The sequence below is a fragment of the Xanthomonas sp. LF02-5 genome, assembly GCF_034105325.1.
Taxonomy (GTDB): Bacteria; Pseudomonadota; Gammaproteobacteria; order Xanthomonadales; family Xanthomonadaceae; genus Xanthomonas_A; species Xanthomonas_A sontii.
Window position 1 is genome coordinate 319,271 of sequence record NZ_JAXGGF010000004.1, and the last position, 21,753, is coordinate 341,023.

General features: G+C 70.0%; 19 protein-coding genes. 9 read left to right on the plus strand and 10 right to left on the minus strand.

Translation table 11 applies throughout. The features are described 5' to 3' along the window. Positions 1–66 precede the first annotated feature (66 nt). Both hutH and hutI read right to left on the minus strand, forming a co-directional pair. On the minus strand, positions 67–1,605 hold the full coding sequence (gene hutH / locus SLW52_RS12845; RefSeq protein ID WP_152239085.1) for a histidine ammonia-lyase: 1,539 nt from the start codon (positions 1,603–1,605) through the stop codon (positions 67–69). Beyond that, positions 1,602–2,804, minus strand: coding sequence for an imidazolonepropionase (gene hutI, locus SLW52_RS12850; protein WP_320740521.1), 1,203 nt, complete (start codon positions 2,802–2,804; stop codon positions 1,602–1,604). The genes hutH and hutI overlap by 4 nt, the downstream gene beginning before the upstream one ends. 63 nt (positions 2,805–2,867) lie before the next feature. On the opposite strand from hutI, the gene SLW52_RS12855 reads away from it, so the two are divergent. The 3 genes from SLW52_RS12855 to SLW52_RS12865 all read left to right on the plus strand — a co-directional run bounded on the left by SLW52_RS12855 (position 2,868) and on the right by SLW52_RS12865 (position 7,313). Beyond that, entirely contained in the window at positions 2,868–4,265 is a 1,398-nt protein-coding gene (locus SLW52_RS12855) for a formimidoylglutamate deiminase (protein WP_320740411.1), read from the plus strand. A 49-nt stretch (positions 4,266–4,314) separates the two neighbouring features. Then, positions 4,315–5,046 carry a histidine utilization repressor gene (gene hutC, locus SLW52_RS12860; RefSeq protein WP_267117763.1) on the plus strand — a complete coding sequence of 244 codons (732 nt, stop codon included), beginning with the start codon at positions 4,315–4,317 and terminating at the stop codon, positions 5,044–5,046. 278 nt (positions 5,047–5,324) lie between these two features. Then, positions 5,325–7,313 carry an SDR family oxidoreductase gene (locus SLW52_RS12865; RefSeq protein ID WP_017911925.1) on the plus strand — a complete coding sequence of 663 codons (1,989 nt, stop codon included), beginning with the start codon at positions 5,325–5,327 and terminating at the stop codon, positions 7,311–7,313. 159 nt (positions 7,314–7,472) lie between these two features. Here the strand turns inward: SLW52_RS12865 and SLW52_RS12870 are convergent, their stop codons facing one another. The 3 genes from SLW52_RS12870 to SLW52_RS12880 all read right to left on the minus strand — a co-directional run bounded on the left by SLW52_RS12870 (position 7,473) and on the right by SLW52_RS12880 (position 10,713). Beyond that, a complete protein-coding gene (locus SLW52_RS12870) occupies positions 7,473–8,474 on the minus strand; it encodes a restriction endonuclease (RefSeq protein ID WP_320740410.1) in 1,002 nt (333 codons plus the stop codon). A gap of 200 nt (positions 8,475–8,674) precedes the next feature. Then, the gene (locus SLW52_RS12875; protein ID WP_267122451.1) at positions 8,675–9,325 is read right to left on the minus strand and encodes a phasin family protein; all 651 of its coding nucleotides are present in this window, start codon (positions 9,323–9,325) and stop codon (positions 8,675–8,677) included. Between the two features lie 122 nt (positions 9,326–9,447). After that, complete coding sequence (locus SLW52_RS12880; RefSeq protein ID WP_017916054.1) at positions 9,448–10,713, minus strand: patatin-like phospholipase family protein; 1,266 nt, start codon at positions 10,711–10,713, stop codon at positions 9,448–9,450. A gap of 87 nt (positions 10,714–10,800) precedes the next feature. On the opposite strand from SLW52_RS12880, the gene SLW52_RS12885 reads away from it, so the two are divergent. Then, positions 10,801–11,520, plus strand: a complete 720-nt coding sequence (locus SLW52_RS12885) for a hypothetical protein (protein WP_320740408.1) — start codon at positions 10,801–10,803, stop codon at positions 11,518–11,520. A gap of 382 nt (positions 11,521–11,902) precedes the next feature. Here the strand turns inward: SLW52_RS12885 and SLW52_RS12890 are convergent, their stop codons facing one another. Further along, entirely contained in the window at positions 11,903–12,178 is a 276-nt protein-coding gene (locus SLW52_RS12890; RefSeq protein ID WP_017916064.1) for a polyhydroxyalkanoic acid system family protein, read from the minus strand. Between the two features lie 116 nt (positions 12,179–12,294). Between SLW52_RS12890 and SLW52_RS12895 the strand changes: the two genes are divergently transcribed. Next, positions 12,295–13,092, plus strand: coding sequence for an FHA domain-containing protein (locus SLW52_RS12895; RefSeq protein ID WP_152239092.1), 798 nt, complete (start codon positions 12,295–12,297; stop codon positions 13,090–13,092). On the opposite strand, the gene msrQ is transcribed toward SLW52_RS12895, so the two are convergent. Continuing rightward, positions 13,061–13,690: a protein-methionine-sulfoxide reductase heme-binding subunit MsrQ gene (gene msrQ / locus SLW52_RS12900; RefSeq protein ID WP_150409404.1), complete on the minus strand. Its 630-nt coding sequence runs from the start codon at positions 13,688–13,690 to the stop codon at positions 13,061–13,063. The genes SLW52_RS12895 and msrQ overlap by 32 nt on opposite strands. A gap of 134 nt (positions 13,691–13,824) precedes the next feature. After that, on the minus strand, positions 13,825–14,793 hold the full coding sequence (gene msrP, locus SLW52_RS12905; protein WP_267124490.1) for a protein-methionine-sulfoxide reductase catalytic subunit MsrP: 969 nt from the start codon (positions 14,791–14,793) through the stop codon (positions 13,825–13,827). A 154-nt stretch (positions 14,794–14,947) separates the two neighbouring features. Here msrP and serC point away from each other — a divergent pair, with 154 nt between their 5' ends. The 3 genes from serC to aroA all read left to right on the plus strand — a co-directional run bounded on the left by serC (position 14,948) and on the right by aroA (position 19,166). Beyond that, positions 14,948–16,033 (plus strand): 3-phosphoserine/phosphohydroxythreonine transaminase, encoded by a 1,086-nt coding sequence (gene serC, locus SLW52_RS12910; protein ID WP_267087238.1) that lies wholly within the window; start codon positions 14,948–14,950, stop codon positions 16,031–16,033. Positions 16,034–16,112: 79 nt separating this feature from the next. Then, complete coding sequence (gene pheA, locus SLW52_RS12915) at positions 16,113–17,261, plus strand: prephenate dehydratase (RefSeq protein WP_017916069.1); 1,149 nt, start codon at positions 16,113–16,115, stop codon at positions 17,259–17,261. A 591-nt stretch (positions 17,262–17,852) separates the two neighbouring features. After that, positions 17,853–19,166 carry a 3-phosphoshikimate 1-carboxyvinyltransferase gene (gene aroA / locus SLW52_RS12920; protein WP_320740407.1) on the plus strand — a complete coding sequence of 438 codons (1,314 nt, stop codon included), beginning with the start codon at positions 17,853–17,855 and terminating at the stop codon, positions 19,164–19,166. Between the two features lie 67 nt (positions 19,167–19,233). Here aroA and SLW52_RS12925 read toward each other — a convergent pair whose 3' ends face one another. Then, a complete protein-coding gene (locus SLW52_RS12925) occupies positions 19,234–19,494 on the minus strand; it encodes a hypothetical protein (RefSeq protein ID WP_320740406.1) in 261 nt (86 codons plus the stop codon). 105 nt (positions 19,495–19,599) lie between these two features. Next, complete coding sequence (locus SLW52_RS12930) at positions 19,600–20,256, minus strand: energy transducer TonB (RefSeq protein WP_295940188.1); 657 nt, start codon at positions 20,254–20,256, stop codon at positions 19,600–19,602. A gap of 131 nt (positions 20,257–20,387) precedes the next feature. Between SLW52_RS12930 and serS the strand changes: the two genes are divergently transcribed. After that, positions 20,388–21,668, plus strand: a complete 1,281-nt coding sequence (serS, locus tag SLW52_RS12935; protein WP_017914468.1) for a serine--tRNA ligase — start codon at positions 20,388–20,390, stop codon at positions 21,666–21,668. Positions 21,669–21,753 lie beyond the last annotated feature (85 nt).

Here is a 21,753-nt window from a genome sequence, read left to right on the forward strand (position 1 = left end):
TGGTAAAGCCCGGTCGCGGCTGATCCCAAAAAGGGGCAGAGCTGCTCCTGCGACGGGGTCTTCAGATCAGACGCTAACCTCGGGCAGCCGCATCCCCACCGCCGCGGCCAGCGCGCCGTCGCGCACCAGCGCGGTGGCGGCCAGCATGTCCGGATGGAAATAGCGATCGTCCTGCAGCGCCGGGACGCGGACGCGCAGCAGCGCGCGCGCCGCTTCCAGGGCGGCGCTGGAGCGCAGCGGCGCATGGAAGTCGCAGCCCTGCGCGGCGGCCAGCAGTTCGATGCCGACCACGTTGGCCGCGTTCTCGGCCATCGCCAGCAGGCGGCGCGCGCCGTGCGCGGCCATCGACACGTGGTCTTCCTGGTTGGCCGAGGTCGGGATCGAATCGACGCTGGCCGGGTAGGCGCGTTGCTTGTTCTCCGAGACCAGCGCCGCGGCGGTGACCTGCGGGATCATGAAGCCGGAGTTGAGACCGGGCTTGGGGGTCAGGAACGCCGGCAATCCGGACAGCGCCGGATCCACCAGCATTGCGACGCGGCGCTCGCTGATCGAGCCGATCTCGCACACCGCCAGCGCCAGCATGTCGGCGGCGAAGGCCACCGGCTCGGCGTGGAAGTTGCCGCCGGACAGCGCCTCGCCGGTGTCGCTGAACACCAGCGGGTTGTCCGACACGCCGTTGGCTTCGGTGGCCAGGGTGGTGGCGGCCTGGCGCATCACGTCCAGCGCCGCGCCCATCACCTGCGGCTGGCAGCGCAGGCAGTACGGATCCTGCACGCGCACGTCGTTGTCGCGGTGCGAATCGCGGATCGCCGAGGCGTGCATCAAATCGCGCAGCGCCGCGGCGGTGGCGATCTGCCCGGGCTGGCCGCGCAGCGCGTGGATGCGCGGATCGAATGGGGTGTCCGAGCCTTTCGCGGCCTCGGTGGACAGCGCGCCGGCGACCAGCGCGGCATGGAACACGCGCTCGATCTCGAACAGGCCGGCCAGCGCGTAGGCGGTGGAGAACTGGGTGCCGTTGAGCAGGGCCAGGCCCTCCTTGGCGCCCAGCGTCAGCGGCTGCAGCCCGGCCTGGGCCAGCGCCTGCGCCGCCGGCAGGCGCGCGTCGCCGACGAAGGCCTCGCCGACCCCGAGCATCACCGTGGCCAGGTGCGCCAGCGGCGCCAGATCGCCGGAGGCACCGACCGAGCCCTGGCACGGCACCACCGGGATCACCTCGTGGCGCAGCAGCGCTTCCAGCAGCGCTAGCGTCTGCGGCTGCACGCCGGAGGCGCCCTGGGCCAGGCTGGCCAGCTTCAACGCCATCATCAGTCGCACCACCGGCACCGGCATCGGCGCGCCGACCCCGGCCGCGTGCGACAGCACGATGTTGCGCTGCAGGGCCTCCAGGTCCTCGCGCTCGATGCGCACGCTGGCCAGCTTGCCGAAGCCGGTGTTGATGCCGTACACCGGCGCGCCGGTGGCGACGATCGCCTCCACGGTGCGCGCGCTGCGCAGCACCGCGTCGGCGCAGGCCGGGTCCAGGCGCACGCTGGCGCCGCGGTACACGGCGCGCCACTGCGCCAGGCTGACCGCGCCGGGGCGCAGCAGGATCTCGTCGTCGCTCATTGTCCTCTCCAGATACGCGCATGCAGCGGGTTGAAGCCCATGCGATAGACCAATTCGGCCGGTTCGGCGATGTCCCAGATCGCCAGGTCGCAGGCCAGCCCGGCGCGCAGCCGGCCGACCTGATCCTGGCGCCCGAGCACGCGCGCCGCCTCGCGGGTGAAGCCGGCGATGCATTCGGCCACGGTCAGCCGGAACAGCGTCGCCGCCAGGTTCATCGCCAGCAGCGGGCTGGTCAGCGGCGAGGTGCCGGGGTTGCAGTCGGTGGCCAGCGCACGCGGCACGCCGGCGGCGCGCAGTGCGGCGATCGGCGGCAGTTGGGTGTCGCGGGTGAAATAGAACGCGCCCGGCAGCAGCACCGCGACGGTGCCGGCCGCGGCCATGGCGGCGACGCCTGCGTCGTCCAGGTATTCGACATGGTCGGCCGAGCGCGCGCCGTAACGCGCGGCCAGCGCCGCGCCGCCCTGGTTGGATAGTTGCTCCGCGTGGATCTTCAGCGCCAGGCCATGGCGTTGCGCGGCCTGGAACACCTGCTCGGTCTGCGCCGGGGTGAACGCCAGGTGCTCGCAGAACACGTCCACCGCCTCGGCCAGGCCCTGCGCGGCGACCGCCGGGATCATGCGCTCGCAGACCTCGTCGATATAGGCCTGGGCCTCGGCGCCGGGCGGCACCGCGTGCGCGCCGAGGAAGGTCGGCGACACGTCCACCGGGCGCAGCTCGCCCAGGCGCCGCGCCACGCGCAGCAGGCGCAGTTCGTCCTCCAGGGTCAGGCCGTAGCCGGACTTGATCTCCACCGTGGTCACGCCTTCGGCCAGCAGCGCGTCCAGCCGCGGCAGGCTGGCGGCGAGCAGGGCGTCCGCGTCGGCGGCGCGGGTGGCGCGCACCGTGGAGACGATGCCGCCGCCGGCGCGAGCGATGTCGGCGTAGCTGGCGCCGAGCAGGCGCTGCTCGAACTCGCCGGCGCGGTTGCCGGCATAGACCAGGTGGGTGTGGCAATCGATCAGGCCGGGGCTGATCCAGCGCCCGCCGCAGTCGATGCTGCGTTGCGCCGACAGCGGGCCGGGCAACTGCGCGGCGGCGCCGGCATAGACGATGCGGCCGTCGCGGCAGGCCACCACGCCGTCGTGGACCAGCCCCAGGCCGCCGTCCTCGGCGTCCAGCGTCATCAGGTGCGCGTTGTGCCAGAGCGTGTCGCAGGGCATGGTCACGGGCAGGCTCGTCGGTTATTTTGTATATACAATATTGTGGTCGATGGAGGGTGTCCAGTGCAGACCCAGGCGCAGCAGCAGGCCAACGGCAACGCGGGATCGGGCGAATTCTGGTGCGCGCACGCGCTGCTGCCACAGGGCTGGGCGCGCGACGTGCGTATCGGCGTGCGCGGCGGCCGCATCGCCACGGTGGAGCGCGACGTGGCCGCAGCCCTTGGCGATCAGCGCCTGGACATCGTGGTGCCCGGGTTGGGCAATCTGCACAGCCACGCCTTCCAGCGCGGCATGGCCGGCCTGACCGAGATCGGCGGGCGCAGCGGCGACAGCTTCTGGAGCTGGCGCGAACTGATGTACCGCTTCCTGCAGCGGCTGAGCCCCGACGATCTGCAGGCCATCGCCGAGCAGGCCTACGTGGAGATGCTCGAGGCCGGCTTCACCCGGGTCGGCGAGTTCCATTATGTGCATCACGCCGCCGACGGCCGCCCCTACGCCGACCGCGCCGAGATGGCGCAGCGTCTGGCTGCCGCGGCGCAGACCAGCGGTATCGGCATGACCCTGCTGCCGGTGTTCTATGCGCATGCCGATTTCGGCGGCGCCGCGCCGAACCCGGCGCAGCAGCGCCTGCTGCACGACGTCGACGGGTTCGCCGCACTGCTGGACGGCAGCCGCCGTGCCCTGCAGGGGCTGGACGACGCGGTGCTGGGGCTGGCCCCGCACAGCCTGCGCGCGGTCACCCCGGACGAACTGGCGGCGCTGCTGCCGTTGTGCGGCGGCCCGGTGCACATCCATATCGCCGAGCAGATCCGCGAAGTCGACGCCTGCCTGGCCTGGAGCGGGCAGCGCCCGGTGCAATGGCTGCTGGCGCACGCGCCGGTGGATGCGCGCTGGTGCCTGGTGCACGCCACCCACGTCGACGACGCGGAAGTGCAGGGCATCGCCGCCAGTGGCGCGGTGGTCGGGCTGTGCCCGATCACCGAGGCCAACCTCGGCGACGGCCTGTTCCCGATGCAGGACTTCCTGCGCGCCGGCGGCCGTTTCGGCGTGGGCTCCGACTCCAATGTGCTGATCGATGCGGCCGAGGAACTGCGCCTGCTCGAGTACGGCCAGCGCCTGAGCCTGCGCGGGCGCAACGTGCTCACCGGCGACACCGCGCTGTCCAGCGGCCGCCTGCTGTTCCAGTCCGCCGCGCAGGGCGCGGCGCAGGCGCTCGGTGTCGAACACGGTCTGTGCGTGGGCGCCCCGGCCGATCTGGTCGAACTGGACGCCACGCATCCGGCCTTGCAGGCGCGCGACGGCGACGCCTGGCTCGACAGCTGGCTGTTCGCCGCGCGCGGCGGTGCGGTGCGTTCGGTCTGGCGCCTCGGGCGTGCGCTGGTCCGCGAGGGCCGCCACCTGCAGCGCGAGGGCGTCGCCGCCCGCTACGCGCGTGCGCTGACCCGGTTGCTGGACGCATGAGTCGCGACCCGCGCGCGCTGTGCGCTGCCTGCCGCGGCACGAATTGCCGATGACGCCGGCCGTGCCGACGCTGCCGCTCAGCCAGCGCATCCGCCGCGACATCGAAGCGCACATCCGCAGCGGCGCGTGGCCGCCCGGCCATCGCATTCCGTTCGAGCACGAACTGATGGCGCAGTACGGCTGCTCGCGGATGACCGTCAACAAGGTGCTGGCGCTGCTCGCCGACGCCGGCATGATCGAGCGCCGACGCCGCGCCGGTTCGTTCGTGGCGCGGCCGCATCCGCACATGGAGCAGGTCGCGCTGGAGATCCCGGACATCCCGGTCGAGGTCGCCGCGCGCGGCCATGTCTACCGTTTCGAACTGCTGGAGCGGCAGCAGCGCGCGCCGCGCGCGGCGTTGCCGCAGGAGGCCGAGGTCGCCGCGGGCGGCAGCCTGCTGGCGCTGCAATGCCTGCACTACGCCGACGGCCGTCCGTTCGCGCTGGAAGAGCGCGTGATCAATCCGGTGGTGGTGCCGGAGGCCTTGCAGATGGACTTCGCGGTCACCGTGCCCGGCAGTTGGCTGCTGCGGCACGTGCCCTGGACCCGCGCCGAACACCGCATCAGCGCGGTCGGGGCCAGCGCCGCGCAGGCGGCGCGCCTGCAGGTGCCGGCCGGCACCGCGTGTCTACTGATCGACCGCCGCACCTGGCGCGGCGAGCAGGCGGTGACCTTCGTGCGCCAGGTGTTCCTCGGCGACACCTACGACCTGGTCGCGCGGTTCTCGCCCGGCGCGCGCTGAGCCTGGCGCGCACGGCGACTGCAGGCAACTCACGTACGCCGGCGCGACGAAGGTGTCCGTGGAATGCCGTCTCGGCTGACGCCGCTCTTCCAGGACGCGACACGACGCGCGACGAGCACAGATGATGAGGCACGCGCAGTCGCCTCGGCGATGCGCAATGCTGCGATGCCGCACGTTCGCCATACGCCGGCGTGCGTTTGTCCTGCCCGCCGCACTCTGGCAAGTTAGCGCCGGGGCCGGGCGAGGGGCCGTGGCCGCGGAACGAGGGATGGTTCGGCATGACGTATTTCGTGACAGGCGCCACCGGTTTCATCGGCCGCTACCTGATGGCCAAGCTGATGCGGCGCAAGGGCGTCGTGCATGTCCTGCTGCGCAAGGAGTCGCAGCGCAAGTTCGATGCGCTTGTGCGCGAGCAGGGCTGGGATCCCAAGCGCCTGGTGGTGCTGCACGGCGACGTCGGCGCCGAGTACTGCGGGCTGTCCGCGGCGCAACGCAAGGCGCTGCACGGCAAGGTCAAGCATTTCTTCCATCTGGCTGCGCTGTACGACCTCACCGCCAAGGCCGAGGACCAGCGCATCGCCAACCTCGACGGCACCCGCAATGCGCTGGAACTGGCCGCGCAGCTCGGCGCCGGCATCTTCCACCACACCAGTTCGATCGCGGTGGCCGGGCTGTACCCGGGCATCTTCCGCGAGGACATGTTCGAGGAAGCCGAGGGCCTGGACGATCCCTACCTGCGCACCAAGCACGACGCCGAGGCGCTGGTACGCGCCGAGACCCGGATCAAGTGGCGCATCTACCGCCCGGCGATGGTGGTCGGCGATTCGCGCACCGGCGCCATCGACAAGATCGACGGCCCGTACTACTTCTTCCCGCTGATCAAGAAGCTGCGCCAGCTGCTGCCGCCGTGGGCGCCGATGCTGGGCATCGAGGGCGGACGGATCAACCTGGTGCCGGTGGACTTCGTCGCCGATGCGATGGACCACATCGCGCACAAGCCCAAGCTCGACGGCCACACCTTCCACCTCACCGATCCGGAGCCGCTGCGCGTGGGCGAGGTGCTCAACGTGTTCTGCCGCGCCGGCCACGCGCCGGAGATGACCTTGCGGGTGGACGCGCGCATGTTCGCGTTCGTGCCCTCGAGCATCCGCGCCGCGGTCGGCAGCCTGCCGCCGATCCGCCGCTTCACCGGCATGCTGTTGCGCGACTTCCGCATCCCGCGCGAGGTGCTGAAGTTCATCACCTATCCCACGCGCTTCGACAGCCGCGAGACCGAGCGCGCGCTCAAGGGCAGCGGCATCGCCGTGCCGCGGCTGGAGGACTACGCCTGGCGCCTGTGGGACCACTGGGAGCGGCACCTGGATCCGGACCTGTTCGTCGACCGCTCGCTCAAGGGCAAGGTCCGCGGCAAGGTGGTGCTGATCACCGGCGGCTCCTCGGGCATCGGCCTGGCCACCGCGCAGCGCGTCGCCGAGGCCGGCGCCATCACCGTCATCGTGGCCCGCGGCGAGCAGGAACTGCATGCCGCGCGCGATGCGATGAACGCCAAGGGCGGCAAGGTCTTCGCCTACACCGCCGACCTGTCCGACCTGGCCGACTGCGACCGCCTGCTCAAGACCGTGCTGGACGCGCATGGCCATGTCGACGTGCTGATCAACAACGCCGGCCGTTCGATCCGCCGCTCGATCGAACTCAGCTACGACCGCTTCCACGATTTCGAGCGGACCATGCAGCTGAACTACTTCGGCAGCCTGCGCCTGATCATGGGCGTGCTGCCGGGCATGACCGCGCGGCGCAAGGGCCACATCATCAACGTCAGCTCGATCGGCGTGCTGGCCAACTCGCCGCGCTTCTCCGCCTACGTCGCCTCCAAGGCGGCGCTGGACGCCTGGAGCCGCTGCGCGCAGGGCGAGCTGTCGGGCAAGGGCATCAGCTTCACCACGGTCAACATGCCGCTGGTGAAGACCCCGATGATCGCCCCGACCAAGATGTACGACAGCGTGCCGACGCTGAGCGTGGACGAGGCCGCCGACCTGATGGTCAAGGCGATCATCGAACGCCCCAGCCGCGTGGCCACGCGCCTGGGCATCTTCGCCGCCCTGGTCAACGCCGTGGCGCCGAAGGCCTACGAGGTGGTGATGAACACCGCCTTCGAACTGTTCCCCGACTCGGCCGCGGCCAAGGGCGACCGCAAGGCGCTACGCGAGACCAAGCCCAGCCAGGAGCAGATCGCGTTTGCGGCGTTGATGCGGGGGGTGCATTGGTAGGAGCCGGGAATCGGGAATGGAGAATCGGGAATTGCAAAAGCGCTGGCTGCACGCGGGGCCGCTGATGTGCTATCCAGGCAAGAATGTCGCTCGTGCATGCTCGTCGCGTGCCGATAGCCCGCTCTACCGATTCCCCATTCCCCACTCACTATTCCCAGCCTAAAACGTCCTGCATTGCCGCCACCGCACCGGTTCCTCGTGGCCGGGGCGCGGGTTGAGCTGGATGCGGACGGTGCGCAGGGACGGGTAGCGCTCCACTTCGCGGCAGATGCGCGGCCACACCTGGGCGTCGTCGCCGCTGCGGTCGACCACCAGGGTCATTTGCGTCTGCCAGATGCCGCGGATCACGCCTGGGGTGGCGGCCAGGGCCTTGGAGAGTTCCTGGCGGTTGCGCTGTTCGGTGGCGGGATCGGGGTCGGCCAGGTCGCCGGCATCGTCCAGCGCAGGCTGGGGCGCGGCAGCGGTGGTGCTCGTTGGCGTGGTTGCGGCCGGCGTAGGCGCGGCTGCGGCAGCGGGCGTAGGCGATGACGCCGTTGCGGTCACGGCTGCCGGAGGCTCTGCGGGCTGCTGCAATGCCAGCGCACCGACGCCGGTCACCACGCCCAGGGCGAGCGAGGCCAGGCCGGCGATGGCGATGTGGCGCTGTGCGCGGCGGCGGCTGGCGCCGATCACCCCGTCTTCCAGTTCGCTGGGCAGGTAGGGCTTGAGCATCGGCCAGATGCGCGGGCCGTCGAGGATTTCCACCGCCTGCTTCTCGGCCGCGGCGATGCCGTCGCGCTGCACCTTGCCTTCGGTGATCAGGATGCCGCCCTGCGCGCCCATCAGCCGTGCCGCCGCGCCCAGTTCGTTGACCGCAGCCGAGCCGATCCGGTAGGCCCGGCCGTGCTTGCACGACAGCAGCCAGCGCGCCTCGCCGCGGGTCATCACGAAGTCGCTCTGCGGTTCCTGGCTCGTGTGCTCGTCGACGGTGGCGTCCTGCAGGTCGCGCTGTTCGCGCATCGCGCGCCGCACCATGTAGGAGAAATCGCGCCAGTGCAGGCCGGCCAGCGCATGCAGTCCGGCGCTAGCCTCATTCTCGCGGCGCCGTACCAGCCACAGGTAGAGGCTGGCCGCCAGCCATGCCGCGACTGCCAAGATCGCTGCCGCTATCCAGGAAAACATGCTCGCACCCGCACACGCGCCGTAAGGAAGTCAGTGTATCGCCAGCGTGTCACGGCGCCGGCAAGGCGACAGCGGTGGACGGCGGACAAAAAAGACCCGCCAGTCCGAAGCCGAGAGGGGAGGGGAGCAAACGGTCTTCTGATGGACTGGCGGGTCCGTTTCGATTGTCTGGAAAAACGTGCTGCTTTGCAACAATCCGGTTACTCGGCCGTGGTCGGTGTCTCGCTGCGCTTGCGGCTGGCGCGCTTGGGCGCGGCCGCGCGCTTGGCTGGCGCGACCTTGGCGACCACCGGGCCGGCGCGGCGGCGCGCCGGTGCCGCGCGCTTGGCAGTGGCGGGGCGGGGCGCGGCGGTCTTCCTGGCGGCCTTCTTCGCCGCCGGCGCCTTGCCCGCGGCCTGTGTTGCACGTCCACCGCGCAGATGGCGCAGTTCGCCATTGAGCGCGTCCACGCGCTCGATCAGCGCACCCAGGTCCTCGCGGCTGGGCACTTCCAGGCGGCGCAGCGCGCGCTGCACGCGGTCCTCGAACACCTTTTCCAGGCGGTCCCAGGTGTCGGCGGCGCGCTCGCGGGCCTGGCCGACCCGGTTCTCCACCGCATCGCGCACCGCATCGACCCCGCCGCCGGCCAGCTTGCGCGTGCTCTGCTCCAGGCTCAGGCCTTCCTTCACCAGGGTCTCGAACAGCTTGCCGCCCTCGGCCTGCGCACGGCCGAACGCGCCGACCCCGGCCAGCCAGACCTGCTGCGCCGATTCGCCCAGGCGCTTGGACAGCTTTTCCGCCTGCGCCTGCAGGGTGTCGTCGGCAGCGGCGGTGCTGCGCTTCTTGCGGGCGGACTTCTTCAGAGTGGCCATGACGGTGCGGTTCCTTCGGCGGGTGAGTGGCGGGGTTCGAGACTCGGGACTGTGACTAGAGTAATCACACCAGCGTGCGCAGTGCGCGGGGAGCGATGGCGCCGTCGGCCGGGGCGGCAGCGCTACGCCTCCGGCGAACGGCGGGTGCGGCGTGTGGCACGGCGGCCGGCGATGACCTGGTCGACGTCGTCCAGCGCACGCCGCAGGCGCGCGGTGGTCTCGGTCATGCGCCGCGGCTGCACGTCCACGCCATCGAGGAAGGTGCGCTTGCGGTCATTGAGGATATCGTGGCGCAGCGCGATGCCGTGTGCGGCCAGCAGCGGCTCCAGCGTTTGCGCGTTGCGGCGCAGGTCGGACAGGGTGTTGCGGTAGGCGAGCTGGCACACGCGATGGCGCGCGGCGTAGCTGAAGAGATTGGTGAAGAACAGCTCGCCGTTGTCGGCGTTGGGTTCGAAGACCAACTGATCCACCTGCGGGTACTGTCGCGCGTACTTCTCCAGCCCCACCTGCATGCGCGATTGCAGCAGGGTGCGGAAGGTCTGCGACAGCACCGCCGGCAGGCCGCCGGCGAGCAGCCGCGCGCGGTCGATGTGGCCATTGCGGCGCGGCGCGTGGGTGGCGTCGTAGGGCACCAGCGGGTTGATCCCGATCATCAGGTCGATGCCGCGCTCCAGCAAGGTGGAGGCATGCATGGTGCGGCGCAGCGCGCCGTCCACGTAATGGTGGCCGTCGATCTGCACCGGCGGATACAGCCCCGGCAGCGCCGCGCTGGCCTGGATCGCCAACGAGATCGGCACGTGGTCCATGCCCGGCTCGCCGAAGCGCACCGCACGTCCGCTGTCCAGGTCCACGGCGACCACGAACAGATTGGCGTCGAGGTCGCGGAAATCGTTGCTGCGGCCGCGGCGGCTGAACACGTCCTGCAGGAAACGCTCGACCCCGGCGTTGTCGAACAGGCCGCTGGGCACCAGTCCGCCGAAGCGGGTGATCAGGTCCGACCAGCGGGTCTTGCGCGGTTCGGTGAGCAGGTCGTGCCACCAGCCGTAGGCCAGCCCCGGCAGGGTCGCGGCACGGCGCAGATATTCGTAGACGTTGGGCCGCAGGAAGTCTTCCGGGCGGAACCGCGCATCGTCGCTGTTGCCGGTGACGAAGATCCGGCAGATCTCGGCGCTGCTGATGCGGTTGGCCAGACCGGCGGTCAGGAACGCACCGGAGCTGACGCCCACGTAGCAATCCAGGCGGGTCAGGTCCAGTCCGTCGAGCGCCTCGTCCAGGGCGCGCAGCGCGCCGAGGCCGTACATGCCGCCGATCGGCCCGCCTCCGGCGATGGCCAGGCCGATGCGGCCGTTGGAATGAGGACGGGGCGAGGCGCTGTGGAGGGAAAGCATGCGCGGTCCGCAGGAGGCAGTGGCGCGAGTGTAGCCGAGCGCCGTGACGCTTGCGGTCGTGCCGGGCTGCGACCATCATCGGCGCCCATGGCGCGCAGCACTCCCGTCCTGGAACGACTCGGCCGCCGCCTGGCATGGCACCAGGCGCTGCACGACCCCGCGCGCGAACCGCGCAATGCGCTGCGCTGGCTGCAGGAACTGCGGCGCTGGCAATCGGAGCGGCTGGAGCACAGCTTCGAGCATTTCCTGGAGGATCCGCAGCGGCGTCCGGCGGCGATGTTCTTTCTCACCGACGTCTATGGCGACCGCGACTTCAGCCGTCGCGACGCCGACATCGTCAAGGTGTTGCCGATGATGCAGCGGCTGATGCCGGCGTCGTTGCTGGACACGGTCGCCGACGGCATCGAGCTGGGTGCGCTGACCCACGCCCTGGACCTGCGCATGGCCGAGGCGCTGCAGGCCCTGGCGCCACGGCGCAAGCGCCTGGACGCGGCGCTGTATGCCGAGGCCTATCGGCAGACCGGCTTGCCGCGGCTGCGCCAACGCCAGATCGACCTGATCGCCCGCGTCGGCCTGGGCCTGGCCAAGGCGGTGCACACACCCGGCGTGCGCATGCTGCTGCGCTTCGCCCGAGGCCCGGCCAAGGCAGCGGGGTTGTCGGAACTGCAGGGATTCCTGGAGCGGGGTTTCGACGCGTTCTCCAAGCTGGGCGATGCCGAGGGGTTCATCGGCGATATCGAGACCACAGAGCGCGCCGTGTCGGAACGATTGTTCGCGGGCGATCCGGATCCGTTTGCGTTGGAGTGAGTCAGCGGTCGGACCCTCACCCCAACCCCTCTCCCGGCGGGAGAGGGGCTTTGGCTTCTCCCTTCTCCCCTCGGGACCATGGCCCCCTTTTGCGGGGGAAGGTGCCCCGAAGGGGCGGATGAGGGTATGTGGGAAGCCTCGTGCAGCTTGATTGCGTAAGCGCTTGACGCCGCACCCTCACCCCAACCCCTCTCCCGTCGGGAGAGGGGCTTTGGCTGCTCCCTTCTCCCGCCGGGACCATGGCCCCCTTTTGCGGGGGAAGGTGCCCCGAAGGGGCGGATGAGGGTCCGTGCGAAGCCTCGTGCAACTGATTGCGTCAGCGCTTGGTACCGCACCCTCACCCCAACCCCTCTCCCGAGGGGAGAGGGGCTCGATGCACTGATCAGCCCAGCTTTTCCGACAGCACGCGGCGAATCTCGCTTTCCACCGTGCCCTTCATCGCCGACAGCAGGAAGCCCAGCTCGGCAGTCACGTGCACCTGCTTGGGCAGCAGTTCGATGCGTCCGTCCACGCCCGAGCGCGAGAACAGCAGGGAATCGCCATCCCAGTGCGATTCCAGGTCGAAGCGCTCGGACAGTTTTTTGGCGGCGGTTTCGATGGCCTTGCGCGCCTGCGCGGGGGTCTTGTCGTGGTCGTGGCGGATGTCGATGCTGGACATGCTGGCTCCTGTGCGGGCGGGTGCCCGCGTGAACGATCAGGCATTGTGCGTATGCGCGGTGCATTGTCCAGCGCGCGCGCTTCTGCACGCGCAGGCAACCTGCTAGGCTGCCCGCCGTGCACGATCTGCTAGTCCATTTCAGCAACCGCCAACATCCCGACCGGCCCCTGCGCGCGGGCGTGCATCGCATCGTGCGGCTGGCCACCGGCCAGGTCAGCGTGGTCGACGACACCCAGGGCGCGTTGCTGCTGGCGCAGTTCTGCCTGGACCGGCGCGGCCTGTGGCTGCAGGTCGCCAACGGCAGCCGCGGCATCCACGTCAACGGCCGCCCGGTGCGGCGCATGGCCCTGCTGCGCGCCGGCGATGCGGTCTACGCCGACGGCGTCGAAATGGTGGTGCAGGGCAAGTGCGAGCCGCTGCAGCGCCTGCCCGAGGTCAGCGAGGCCGAGCACGACGATCCGCGCCTGGTCCTGCGCGGCGTCGGCGGTCCGCACCATGGCCGCAGTTTCACCGTGGACCGGGTGCGCAGCATCGGCCGTCTGCGCGAGTGCGACATCCGCATCGACGATCCGGCCTGCGCCGAGCAGCACGCGCGCCTGGAACGGCATGGCGAGCGGGTGCTGCTGCGCGGCTTCGGCGAGGCGCAGACCCAGGTCAACGGCGTGGCCGTGCGCAGCTGCTGGCTGCAGCCCGGCGACCAAGTGGTGTTCGATGCCCAGCACCGCTTCGTGCTGGAGGTCCCGCAGGTCGTCGGTGCCGAGCCGCTGCGCGACGACCCGGCCTTGGCTGCGTTGGCGCTGACCCCGGCGGTGGCGCCACGTCCGGCCACCGCGCGGCGCTGGCCGTGGCTGTTGCTCAGTGCCTTGCTGCTGGCCGCCGCGCTCAGCGGGCTGCTGTGGTTCGGCGCGCGCTGAGCGCCCGCCAGCCGCGCCAGCCCAGCAGCACCGCCAGGATCGCCGCGTACAGCAGCGGTTCGCGGATGTCCGATTTCACCAGCCACCAGAAGTGCAGCACGGCGAGTACGCCGATCGCATAGATCGCCTTGTGCAACTTGCCCCAGTTGCGCTTGAGCCGGCGCATCCAGCCCTGGGTGGAGGTGATCGCCAGCGGCACCAGCAGCAACCAGGCCAGGAAGCCGACGGTGATGTACGGGCGTTTGACGATCTCCTCGAAGATCTGCGTCCAGTAGCCGCGCAGGTCCAACCCCAGATAGGCCGCCAGATGCACGGTCGCGTAGAAGAACGCGTACAGCCCGAGCATGCGCCGGAAACGCAGCAGCACCGATTGCCCGGTCAGTTGCCGCAGCGGGGTGATGGCCAGGGTCAACAGCAGCAGCCGCAGCGCCCACAACCCGGTGCGATGCTCGACCTCGGCCACCGGATCGGCACCGAGCGCATCGCTGCCGGTCTGCCACACCTGCCAGAACTGCCAGCCCAGGTACGCCATCGGCGCCAGCGCCAGCGCGTGCACCACCGCCTTGGCGGCGATCAACGAAGCGGAGGTCTTAGCCATGCGCCGTCATCGCGCCGTGTTGGCACAGGCGCCACGCGGCACACCGACTGCGACTCCAGCCGTCGCGCGAGGCAACCACCAGGCGCCGCGCTTTTCCCATTCCCGATTCCCAGTTCCCCATTCCCAGCCTCTCCTCAATACCATTTCTTCAGATCCATCCCCGCATACAGCGACGCCACCTGATCGGCATAGCCGTTGAACGGGCGGGTGGGGATGCGCTCGGCGAACAGCTTGCTGGCCTTGCCGGCGATGCGGCGCTCGGTCTTCTGGCTCCAGCGCGGATGGTCCACCGCCGGATTGACGTTGGAGAAGAAGCCGTACTCGGACGGCTGCAGCTCGTGCCAGGCGGTTTCCGGCATGCGCTCGACGAAGCGGATCTCGACGATCGACTTGATGCTCTTGAAGCCGTACTTCCACGGCACCACCAGCCGCAGCGGCGCGCCGTTCTGCTGCGGCAGCGGCTTGCCGTACAGGCCGGTGGCGAGCAGGGTCAGCGGGTGCATGGCCTCGTCGATGCGCAGGCCTTCCTTGTACGGCCAGTCGATCGAGCTGTAGCGGATGCCGGGCATCTGCTTGGGATCGGCCAGGGTGGTGAAGGCGACATACTTGGCCTTGGAGGTCGGCGCGAAGCGCTTGAGCACGTCGCCCAGCGGCACGCCCAGCCACGGGATCACCATCGACCAGCCTTCCACGCAGCGCAGGCGGTAGATCCGCTCCTCGGGCGTATGGCCCTTGAGCAGGTCGTCCAGGGACAGCGTGCCGGGCTTCTCGCATTCGCCGGAGACCTTCACCGACCATGGCGAGGTGCGCAGGGTCTTGGCCGCCTTCGACGGATCGGTCTTGTCGGTGCCGAATTCGTAAAAGTTGTTGTAGCTGGTCACGTCCTCGTAGCGGGTCAGCTCCTCGTTGGTGCGGAACCCGCTGCGCGCCTGCTCCGGCGTCACCACGGTCTTGGGCGGGGCCGGCGGCTCGGCGTCGGCGCAGCCGACCAGGCCGGACAGCGGGGTCAGCGCCAGGGCCTGCAGCAGGCGCCGCCGGTCGCGGTAGACCGCCTCGTCGGTGATCTCGCGGCTGGGGACGGTGAGGGCATCGCGCAACGACATGGCGGACTCCTGGAGCGAAGGGGGCGAGCGGTGGCGGGGACTTCACCACAGACTACGCATGCGCAGGGCGAATGGATGCAAATGCAACCTAAATTGCCCGGGCCGCAAGCTGTTGCGCTGCGGCATACTAGGGGTCCTGTCCGATAGGTGCCCCATGACGCGCGCGTTCAATTTCAGTGCCGGCCCCGCTGCCTTGCCGGAATCGGTCCTGCGCCAGGCGCAGGCGGAGATGTTGGAGTGGAACGGCGTGGGCGCCTCGATCGTGGAGCTGAGCCACCGCGGCGCCGAGTTCATGGAGGTCGCGGCGCAGGCCGACGCCGACCTGCGCCGGCTGATCGGCATTCCCGACGACTATGCCGTGCTGTTCCTGGCCGGTGGCGCCACCACCCAGCAGGCGCTGCTGGCGCTGAACTTCGCCGCGCCCGGGCAGACCGTGGACTACGTGGTGACCGGGCACTGGGGCAAGACCGCGATCAAGCAGGTCGGGCCGTACGTCGACGTGCACGTGGCCGCCAGCAGCGAGGCCGACGGCTTCCGCGACATCCCGCCGCGCGCGGCCTGGCAGCTGCGCGAGGATGCCGCCTACGTGCACATCACCGCCAACGAGACCATCCACGGCGTGGAGTTCCGCGACACGCCCGACGTTGGCGACGTGCCGCTGTTCGCCGACTTCAGCTCCAGCATCGCCTCCGAGCCGATCGACGTCTCCAGGTACGCGCTGATCTACGCCGGCGCGCAGAAGAACCTCGGCCCGGTCGGCGTCACCGTGGTGATCATCCGCCGCGACCTGCTCGAACGCGCCGGCCAGCCGCGCGCGGACATCTTCGATTACCGCTCGCATGTGGCGCGCGACTCCATGCTCAACACGCCGCCGACCTGGAACTGGTACCTGGCCGGGCTGGTGTTCAAATGGATGCTGGCCGAGGGCGGCGTGGAGGCGTTCGCCGCGCGCAACCAGGCCAAGTCGGCGCTGGTGTATTCGGCGATCGACGCCTCCGGCGGCTTCTATCGCAACGAAGTCGCGGCGGCGGTGCGCTCGCGGATGAACATCCCGTTCTTCCTGCCGGACGAAACCCTCACCGCGCGCTTCGTCGCCGAGTCCAAGGCGGCCGGCCTGCTGGCGCTGAAGGGCCACAAGGCGGTCGGCGGCATCCGCGCGTCGCTGTACAACGCCATGCCCCTGGCCGGCGCGCAGGCGCTGGTCGCGTTCATGCACGACTTCCAGCAGCGCCACGGCTGAGTCGCCGATTTTTGTAGGAGCGGCTTCAGCCGCGACCGGATCGCGCCGGCGATCCGGACCACCGAGGAACCCCCGATCCATGGCCGCAAAGCCGAAGAAATCTCCCGCCGCCGACGCCAAGCCGGCCAAGTCCGCGAAACCCGCCGCCACGCCGGCCCTGGCCGACGTGCGCGCCAAGATCGACGAGATCGATCGCACCATCCAGGCGCTGATCGCCGAGCGCGCGCAGTTCGCGCACCAGGTCGGCAAGGCCAAGGGCAAGCTTGCCGCGGCGGTGGACTACTACCGGCCCGAGCGCGAGGCGCAGGTGCTGCGCATGGTGGTGGACCGCAACCAGGGCCCGCTCAGCGACGAAGTGCTGGTGCACGTGTTCCGCGAGATCATGTCCGCGTGCCTGGCGCAGCAGGAGCCGCTGAAGATCGGCTACCTGGGGCCGGAAGGCACCTTCAGCCAGCAGGCGGTGCTCAAGCACTTCGGCCGCTCGGCGGTGGGCCTGCCGATGGCCACCATCGAGGAAGTGTTCCAGGAAGTGGAAAGCGGCAACGCCGACTTCGGCGTGGTGCCGGTGGAGAACTCGGGGCAGGGCACGATCCAGGTCACCCTGGACATGTTCCTCACCTCCAACCTGAAGATCTGCGGCGAGACCGAGCTGCGCGTGCACCAGTTCCTGCTCTCGCGCAGCGGGCGGCTGGACGCGATCGAGCGGATCTATGCGCATCCGCAGTCGTTCGCGCAGACCGCCGGCTGGCTGCGCGCGAACCTGCCCAAGGTGGAGAAGATTCCGGTCTCCAGCAACGCCGAGGGCGCGCGCCGGGCGCGCAATGCCGACGATGCGGCGGCGATCGGTGGGGAGAGTGCGGCGCATGTGTATGCGCTGAAGAAGGTCATCATGAAGTCGATCGAGGATGACGCGGACAATACGACGCGCTTCCTGGTGATCGGGCGGCAGATCTTCCCGCCGTCGGGGCACGATCGTACGTCGGTGCTGGTGTTCATCCACGACAAGCCGGGTGCGTTGTTCGATGTGCTCAGTCCGTTCGCGCGGCATGGGATCAGCATGAATCGGATCGAGTCGCGGCCGTCGCATCAGGCGAAGTGGGAGTACGGGTTCTTCATCGATCTGGCGGGGCATGTGGAGGATGAGGCGATGAAGTTGGCGTTGGCGGAGTTGAAGGCGCATTCGGCGCAGATCAAGGTGTTGGGGTCGTATCCGGTGGCGGTGCCTTGATTTGGTTCCGCGGTTGCTTCGTCTCTAACCGCTGCAGGGCGCTTTGGTCACTAGGAGATGTGCACCTGTAGGAGCGGCTTCAGCCGCGACGGGGCGTTCCCTGGAATGTGAAACCGCTTCTTCAGCAGCAACTTCTTCAGCAGCAACAGCTTTAACGTCAACAGCTAACGGCAACAGCTTTCGCGCTTGCGCGCGAGTCACTTTTCTTTGCTTGTGCAAAGAAAAGTAACCAAAAGAAACACACCCCCGGGCGGGCTGCCCCGCGCTGCGCGCGGGGTCCGCGGACACGACGGGAATTTTCGGAAGGCACATCCATGTGCCTGCCGAAAACGACGCGCATCCTGCGCGTCGCCCCTCACGGGGTTTTACCCGCCGTGTCCGCCAGCCCTTACGGGGGATTGAGAGCAACAGCGAAAGCAAGAACAACGGCAACAGCAACAGCAACAGCAACAGCAAGAGCAACAGCAAGAGCAACGGCAACGGCGGTGGCTGACTTGGTGTAGGCGTCGTGGCAGCAGCGCAAGCGCGCGGTAGCGGCGCCGATGTCGCCGGGTGATGGTGGATCTTCGGGTGGTTGGACTTTCAGGAACGATGATGAGCAACGAGCAAGGCTGGATCGCAACGCGCGGCACTGCGCTGCAGGGCACGCTGACGGTGCCGGGGGACAAGTCGGTGTCGCACCGGGCGGTGATGTTCGCGGCGTTGGCCGATGGCACGTCGCGGATCGAGGGGTTTCTCGAGGGCGAGGACACGCGTTCGACGGCGGCGATCTTCGCGCGGCTCGGGGTACGGATCGAGACGCCGTCACCGTCGCAGCGCATCGTGCATGGCGTGGGCGTGGATGGGTTGCAGGCGCCGCAGGGCGAGCTGGATTGCGGGAACGCCGGCACCGGCATGCGTCTGCTCGCCGGGCTGCTCGCGGCGCAGCCGTTCGACAGCGTGCTGGTCGGCGATGCATCGCTGTCCAGGCGGCCGATGCGCCGGGTCACCGAGCCGCTGGCGCTGATGGGCGCGCGCATCGACACCGAGGCCAATGGCGTGCCGCCGCTGCGCATCCATGGCGGCCAGCCGCTGCGCGGCATCGACTTCGTCTCGCCGGTGGCCAGTGCCCAGGTCAAGTCGGCGGTGCTGCTGGCCGGTCTGTATGCCGACGGTGTCACCACGGTGCAGGAGCCGCATCCCACCCGCGACTACACCGAGCGCATGCTGTCCGCGTTCGGCGTGGAGATCGAGTTCGCGCCCGGCCAGGCGCGCCTGCGCGGCGGCCAGCGTCTGCGCGCCACCGATATCGCGGTGCCGGCGGACTTCTCCTCGGCGGCGTTCTTCATCGTCGCCGCCAGCATCATTCCCGGCTCGGACATCACCCTGAAGGCGGTCGGGCTCAATCCGCGCCGAACGGGTCTACTGGCCGCGCTGCGCTTGATGGGCGCGGACATCGTCGAGCACAACCACAGCGAGCACGGCGGCGAGCCGGTGGCCGACCTGCGGGTGCGCTACGCGGCGCTGCGCGGCGCTACGATTCCCGAGAGCGTGGTGCCGGACATGATCGATGAGTTCCCGGCGCTGTTCGTCGCCGCCGCCGCCGCCGACGGCCAGACCGTGGTCAGCGGTGCGGCGGAGCTGCGGGTCAAGGAGTCGGACCGCCTGGCGGCGATGGCCACCGGGCTGCGCAGCCTCGGCATCGTCGTCGATGAGACCCCGGACGGCGCCACCATCCACGGCGGCACGCTGGGCGCCGGGACCATCGAGAGCCACGGCGACCATCGCATCGCCATGGCCTTCGCCATCGCCGGGCAACTGGCGCAGGGCGAGGTGCGGATCCAGGACGTGGCGAACGTGGCGACGTCGTTCCCGGTTTTCGACACGTTGGCGCGGGGCGCGGGCTTCGCGTTGCGCACCGCCTGATCGCCTGCGCAGCACCGGCCGCGTGCAAGCGCGGCCGGGGGAAGAGGCAAGTAGGGCTGTCGAAACGTCAGTGCGTCGGCTGTGGACGCGGCGGATCGTTGGCGGGTGTCGACGGTGTCGACTGGGTAGCGCGGTAGCCGCTACCGTCGTCGTCGCGGTCCACCGCCAGCCACCAGCAGGCCACCGCCAGAGCCAGTGCGATCACGATCATCCAGGCCCACGGCGACCCGCGATCGGCCCGCGCATGCACTTCACCGCGCGCAGACGACGGGCGGGCGGGGCGCTTCCACGCGTCCAGCGGCTGTGTCGACTTGTACGGGGTGGGCATGGCGGCAACTCCGGTGCCGTGGGACGGGTCCAGTGTCACCCAGGACATGCCTCAGGGGTGTCACCCCGATGTGAACGCCGCCCGCGCGTCCGGGCGGCGGTTCAGTTACGGACCCGGCTTGAAGTCGAACGGAATCTCGATGCTGGCCGGCACTGCGCGGCCGTTCTGCTGCGCCGGGCGGAACTTCCAGCGGCGCACGGTTTCCATCGCCGCGCGGTCCAGATCGCGCGAGCCGCTGCGCCGGAGCAGGGCCACGCCGGCGGGCGCACCGCTGGCATCGACCTCGACCCGCACCACTACCGTGCCGGCATCGCCGCGGCGCAGCGCCGCCGGGGGATAGCGCGGCGGCGGGGTCTGCCCTTCCAGCGGCACCGGGCGGTTGCCCGGTGCCAGCGCGGTGGCCGTGTTGCCAGCGACATCGCCGCCTGCGGCCGGTGCCGGCGCTTCTGTGGTCGGCGGCGGCGCCGGTGTGGTCTCCACCAGCTTCGGCGCGTCGCCGGCGGGGGCCGGCTTGGCCTGCGGCATGCTGCTGGCGGCGCTGCCGGCGGGCAGCGGCTCGGGCAGCGGCTTCACCTGTTCGGTGTCCTGCTGCACCTGCTGCGCCGGCTGCGGCTTGTAGAAATCGTTGTCCTTGCGTCCGACCAGCCACACCACCAGGAACAGCAGCAGGCCGGCGGCGAAGGCGATGCCGACGATCGCGAGCAGGCGCCGCGGCAGATGCAGCACGATGCCGGGCTTGGAGGACGAGGGCGACGTGGACATGGGACTCACCGTAGGGAACCGTTCGATTCTGGCATAGCCGCAGTGAATCGCGCGCCGCGGCGGGCGCGAGTCGGCAAAACCGCGACGGACAGGCGATAATCCCGGGTTCGTTCCCCTGGCACCCCGCGCCCATGCTCGATCCCGCTCTGCTTCGCCAACAGCCCGCCGACCTCGCCGAGCGCCTGCGCACCAGTCGCGGCTATGCGCTGGACGTGGCCGCCCTGGAGGCCCTGGAGGCCGACCGCAAGCGCATCCAGGTGCGGACCCAGGAACTGCAGAGCCTGCGCAACAGCCGCTCCAAGGCGATCGGCCAGGCCAAGGCCAAGGGCGAGGACGCGAGCGCGCTGATGGCCGAAGTGGCCGGCTTCGGCGACGAGCTAAAGGCCTCCGAGCAGCGCCTGGACGAGATCCGCGCGCAGCTGGAGACGCTGGCGCTGGAGATTCCCAACCTGCCGCAGGCCGACGTGCCGGTGGGCAAGGACGAAGCCGACAACGTCGAACTGCAGCGCTGGGGCAGCCCGCGCAGCTTCGATTTCGAGGTCAAGGACCACGTCGAACTCGGCGCGCGCCACGGCTGGCTGGACGGCGAGGCGGCGGCCAAGCTGTCGGGCGCGCGCTTCACCGTGCTGCGCGGGCCGATCGCGCGTCTGCACCGCGCCCTGGCGCAGTTCATGCTGGACCTGCACACCGGCCCACATGCCTACCAGGAAACCAACGTGCCGGTGATCGTCAACGCCGACAGCCTGTACGGCACCGGCCAGTTGCCGAAGTTCGAGGAAGACATGTTCGCCACCGCGCTGGGCGAACAGAAGCGCTACCTGATCTCCACCTCGGAGATCTCGCTGACCAACCTGGTGCGCGACGAGATCGTCGAGGCCGAGCGCCTGCCGTTGCGCATGACCGCGCACTCACTGTGCTTCCGCTCCGAGGCCGGCAGCGGCGGCCGCGACACCCGCGGCATGATCCGCCAGCACCAGTTCGAGAAAGTGGAACTGGTCAGCGTGTGCCGCCCGGAAGACAGCGCCGCCGAACACGAGCGCATGACCCGCTGCGCCGAAGTGGTGCTGGAAACGCTCGGCCTGCCGTACCGCAAGATGCTGCTGTGCACCGGCGACATGGGCTTCTCGGCCAGCAAGACCTACGACCTGGAAGTCTGGCTGCCGTCGCAGCAGACCTATCGCGAGATTTCCTCCTGCTCCAACTGCGGCGACTTCCAGGCGCGGCGCATGCAGGCGCGCTGGCGCAACCCCGCCACCGGCAAGCCCGAGCTGCTGCACACGCTCAACGGCTCCGGCACCGCGGTCGGCCGCGCCATGATCGCGGTGATGGAGAACTACCAGAACGCCGACGGCTCGATCACCGTGCCCGACGCGCTGCGCCCGTACATGGGCGGGGCCGAGCGGATCGGCTGATCGCTCGGGCCCGGGGCGTCGGCCCCGGGCGCGCCTCGCGTCGCCGTTGCTGCGGCGACGTCCTCCTGTCCGTCCCTGCGCTCAG

What these genes read in the sequence shown, in the direction of transcription:
- hutH (WP_152239085.1), bottom strand. Translation starts at nt 1,605, where the DNA reads ATGAGCGACGACGAGATCCTGCTGCGCCCCGGCGCGGTCAGCCTGGCG.
- hutI (WP_320740521.1), bottom strand. Translation starts at nt 2,804, where the DNA reads ATGCCCTGCGACACGCTCTGGCACAACGCGCACCTGATGACGCTGGAC.
- hutC (WP_267117763.1), top strand. Translation starts at nt 4,315, where the DNA reads ATGACGCCGGCCGTGCCGACGCTGCCGCTCAGCCAGCGCATCCGCCGC.
- SLW52_RS12865 (WP_017911925.1), top strand. Translation starts at nt 5,325, where the DNA reads ATGACGTATTTCGTGACAGGCGCCACCGGTTTCATCGGCCGCTACCTG.
- SLW52_RS12870 (WP_320740410.1), bottom strand. Translation starts at nt 8,474, where the DNA reads ATGTTTTCCTGGATAGCGGCAGCGATCTTGGCAGTCGCGGCATGGCTG.
- SLW52_RS12875 (WP_267122451.1), bottom strand. Translation starts at nt 9,325, where the DNA reads ATGGCCACTCTGAAGAAGTCCGCCCGCAAGAAGCGCAGCACCGCCGCT.
- SLW52_RS12880 (WP_017916054.1), bottom strand. Translation starts at nt 10,713, where the DNA reads ATGCTTTCCCTCCACAGCGCCTCGCCCCGTCCTCATTCCAACGGCCGC.
- SLW52_RS12885 (WP_320740408.1), top strand. Translation starts at nt 10,801, where the DNA reads ATGGCGCGCAGCACTCCCGTCCTGGAACGACTCGGCCGCCGCCTGGCA.
- SLW52_RS12890 (WP_017916064.1), bottom strand. Translation starts at nt 12,178, where the DNA reads ATGTCCAGCATCGACATCCGCCACGACCACGACAAGACCCCCGCGCAG.
- msrQ (WP_150409404.1), bottom strand. Translation starts at nt 13,690, where the DNA reads ATGGCTAAGACCTCCGCTTCGTTGATCGCCGCCAAGGCGGTGGTGCAC.
- msrP (WP_267124490.1), bottom strand. Translation starts at nt 14,793, where the DNA reads ATGTCGTTGCGCGATGCCCTCACCGTCCCCAGCCGCGAGATCACCGAC.
- serC (WP_267087238.1), top strand. Translation starts at nt 14,948, where the DNA reads ATGACGCGCGCGTTCAATTTCAGTGCCGGCCCCGCTGCCTTGCCGGAA.
- pheA (WP_017916069.1), top strand. Translation starts at nt 16,113, where the DNA reads ATGGCCGCAAAGCCGAAGAAATCTCCCGCCGCCGACGCCAAGCCGGCC.
- aroA (WP_320740407.1), top strand. Translation starts at nt 17,853, where the DNA reads ATGATGAGCAACGAGCAAGGCTGGATCGCAACGCGCGGCACTGCGCTG.
- SLW52_RS12925 (WP_320740406.1), bottom strand. Translation starts at nt 19,494, where the DNA reads ATGCCCACCCCGTACAAGTCGACACAGCCGCTGGACGCGTGGAAGCGC.
- SLW52_RS12930 (WP_295940188.1), bottom strand. Translation starts at nt 20,256, where the DNA reads ATGTCCACGTCGCCCTCGTCCTCCAAGCCCGGCATCGTGCTGCATCTG.
- serS (WP_017914468.1), top strand. Translation starts at nt 20,388, where the DNA reads ATGCTCGATCCCGCTCTGCTTCGCCAACAGCCCGCCGACCTCGCCGAG.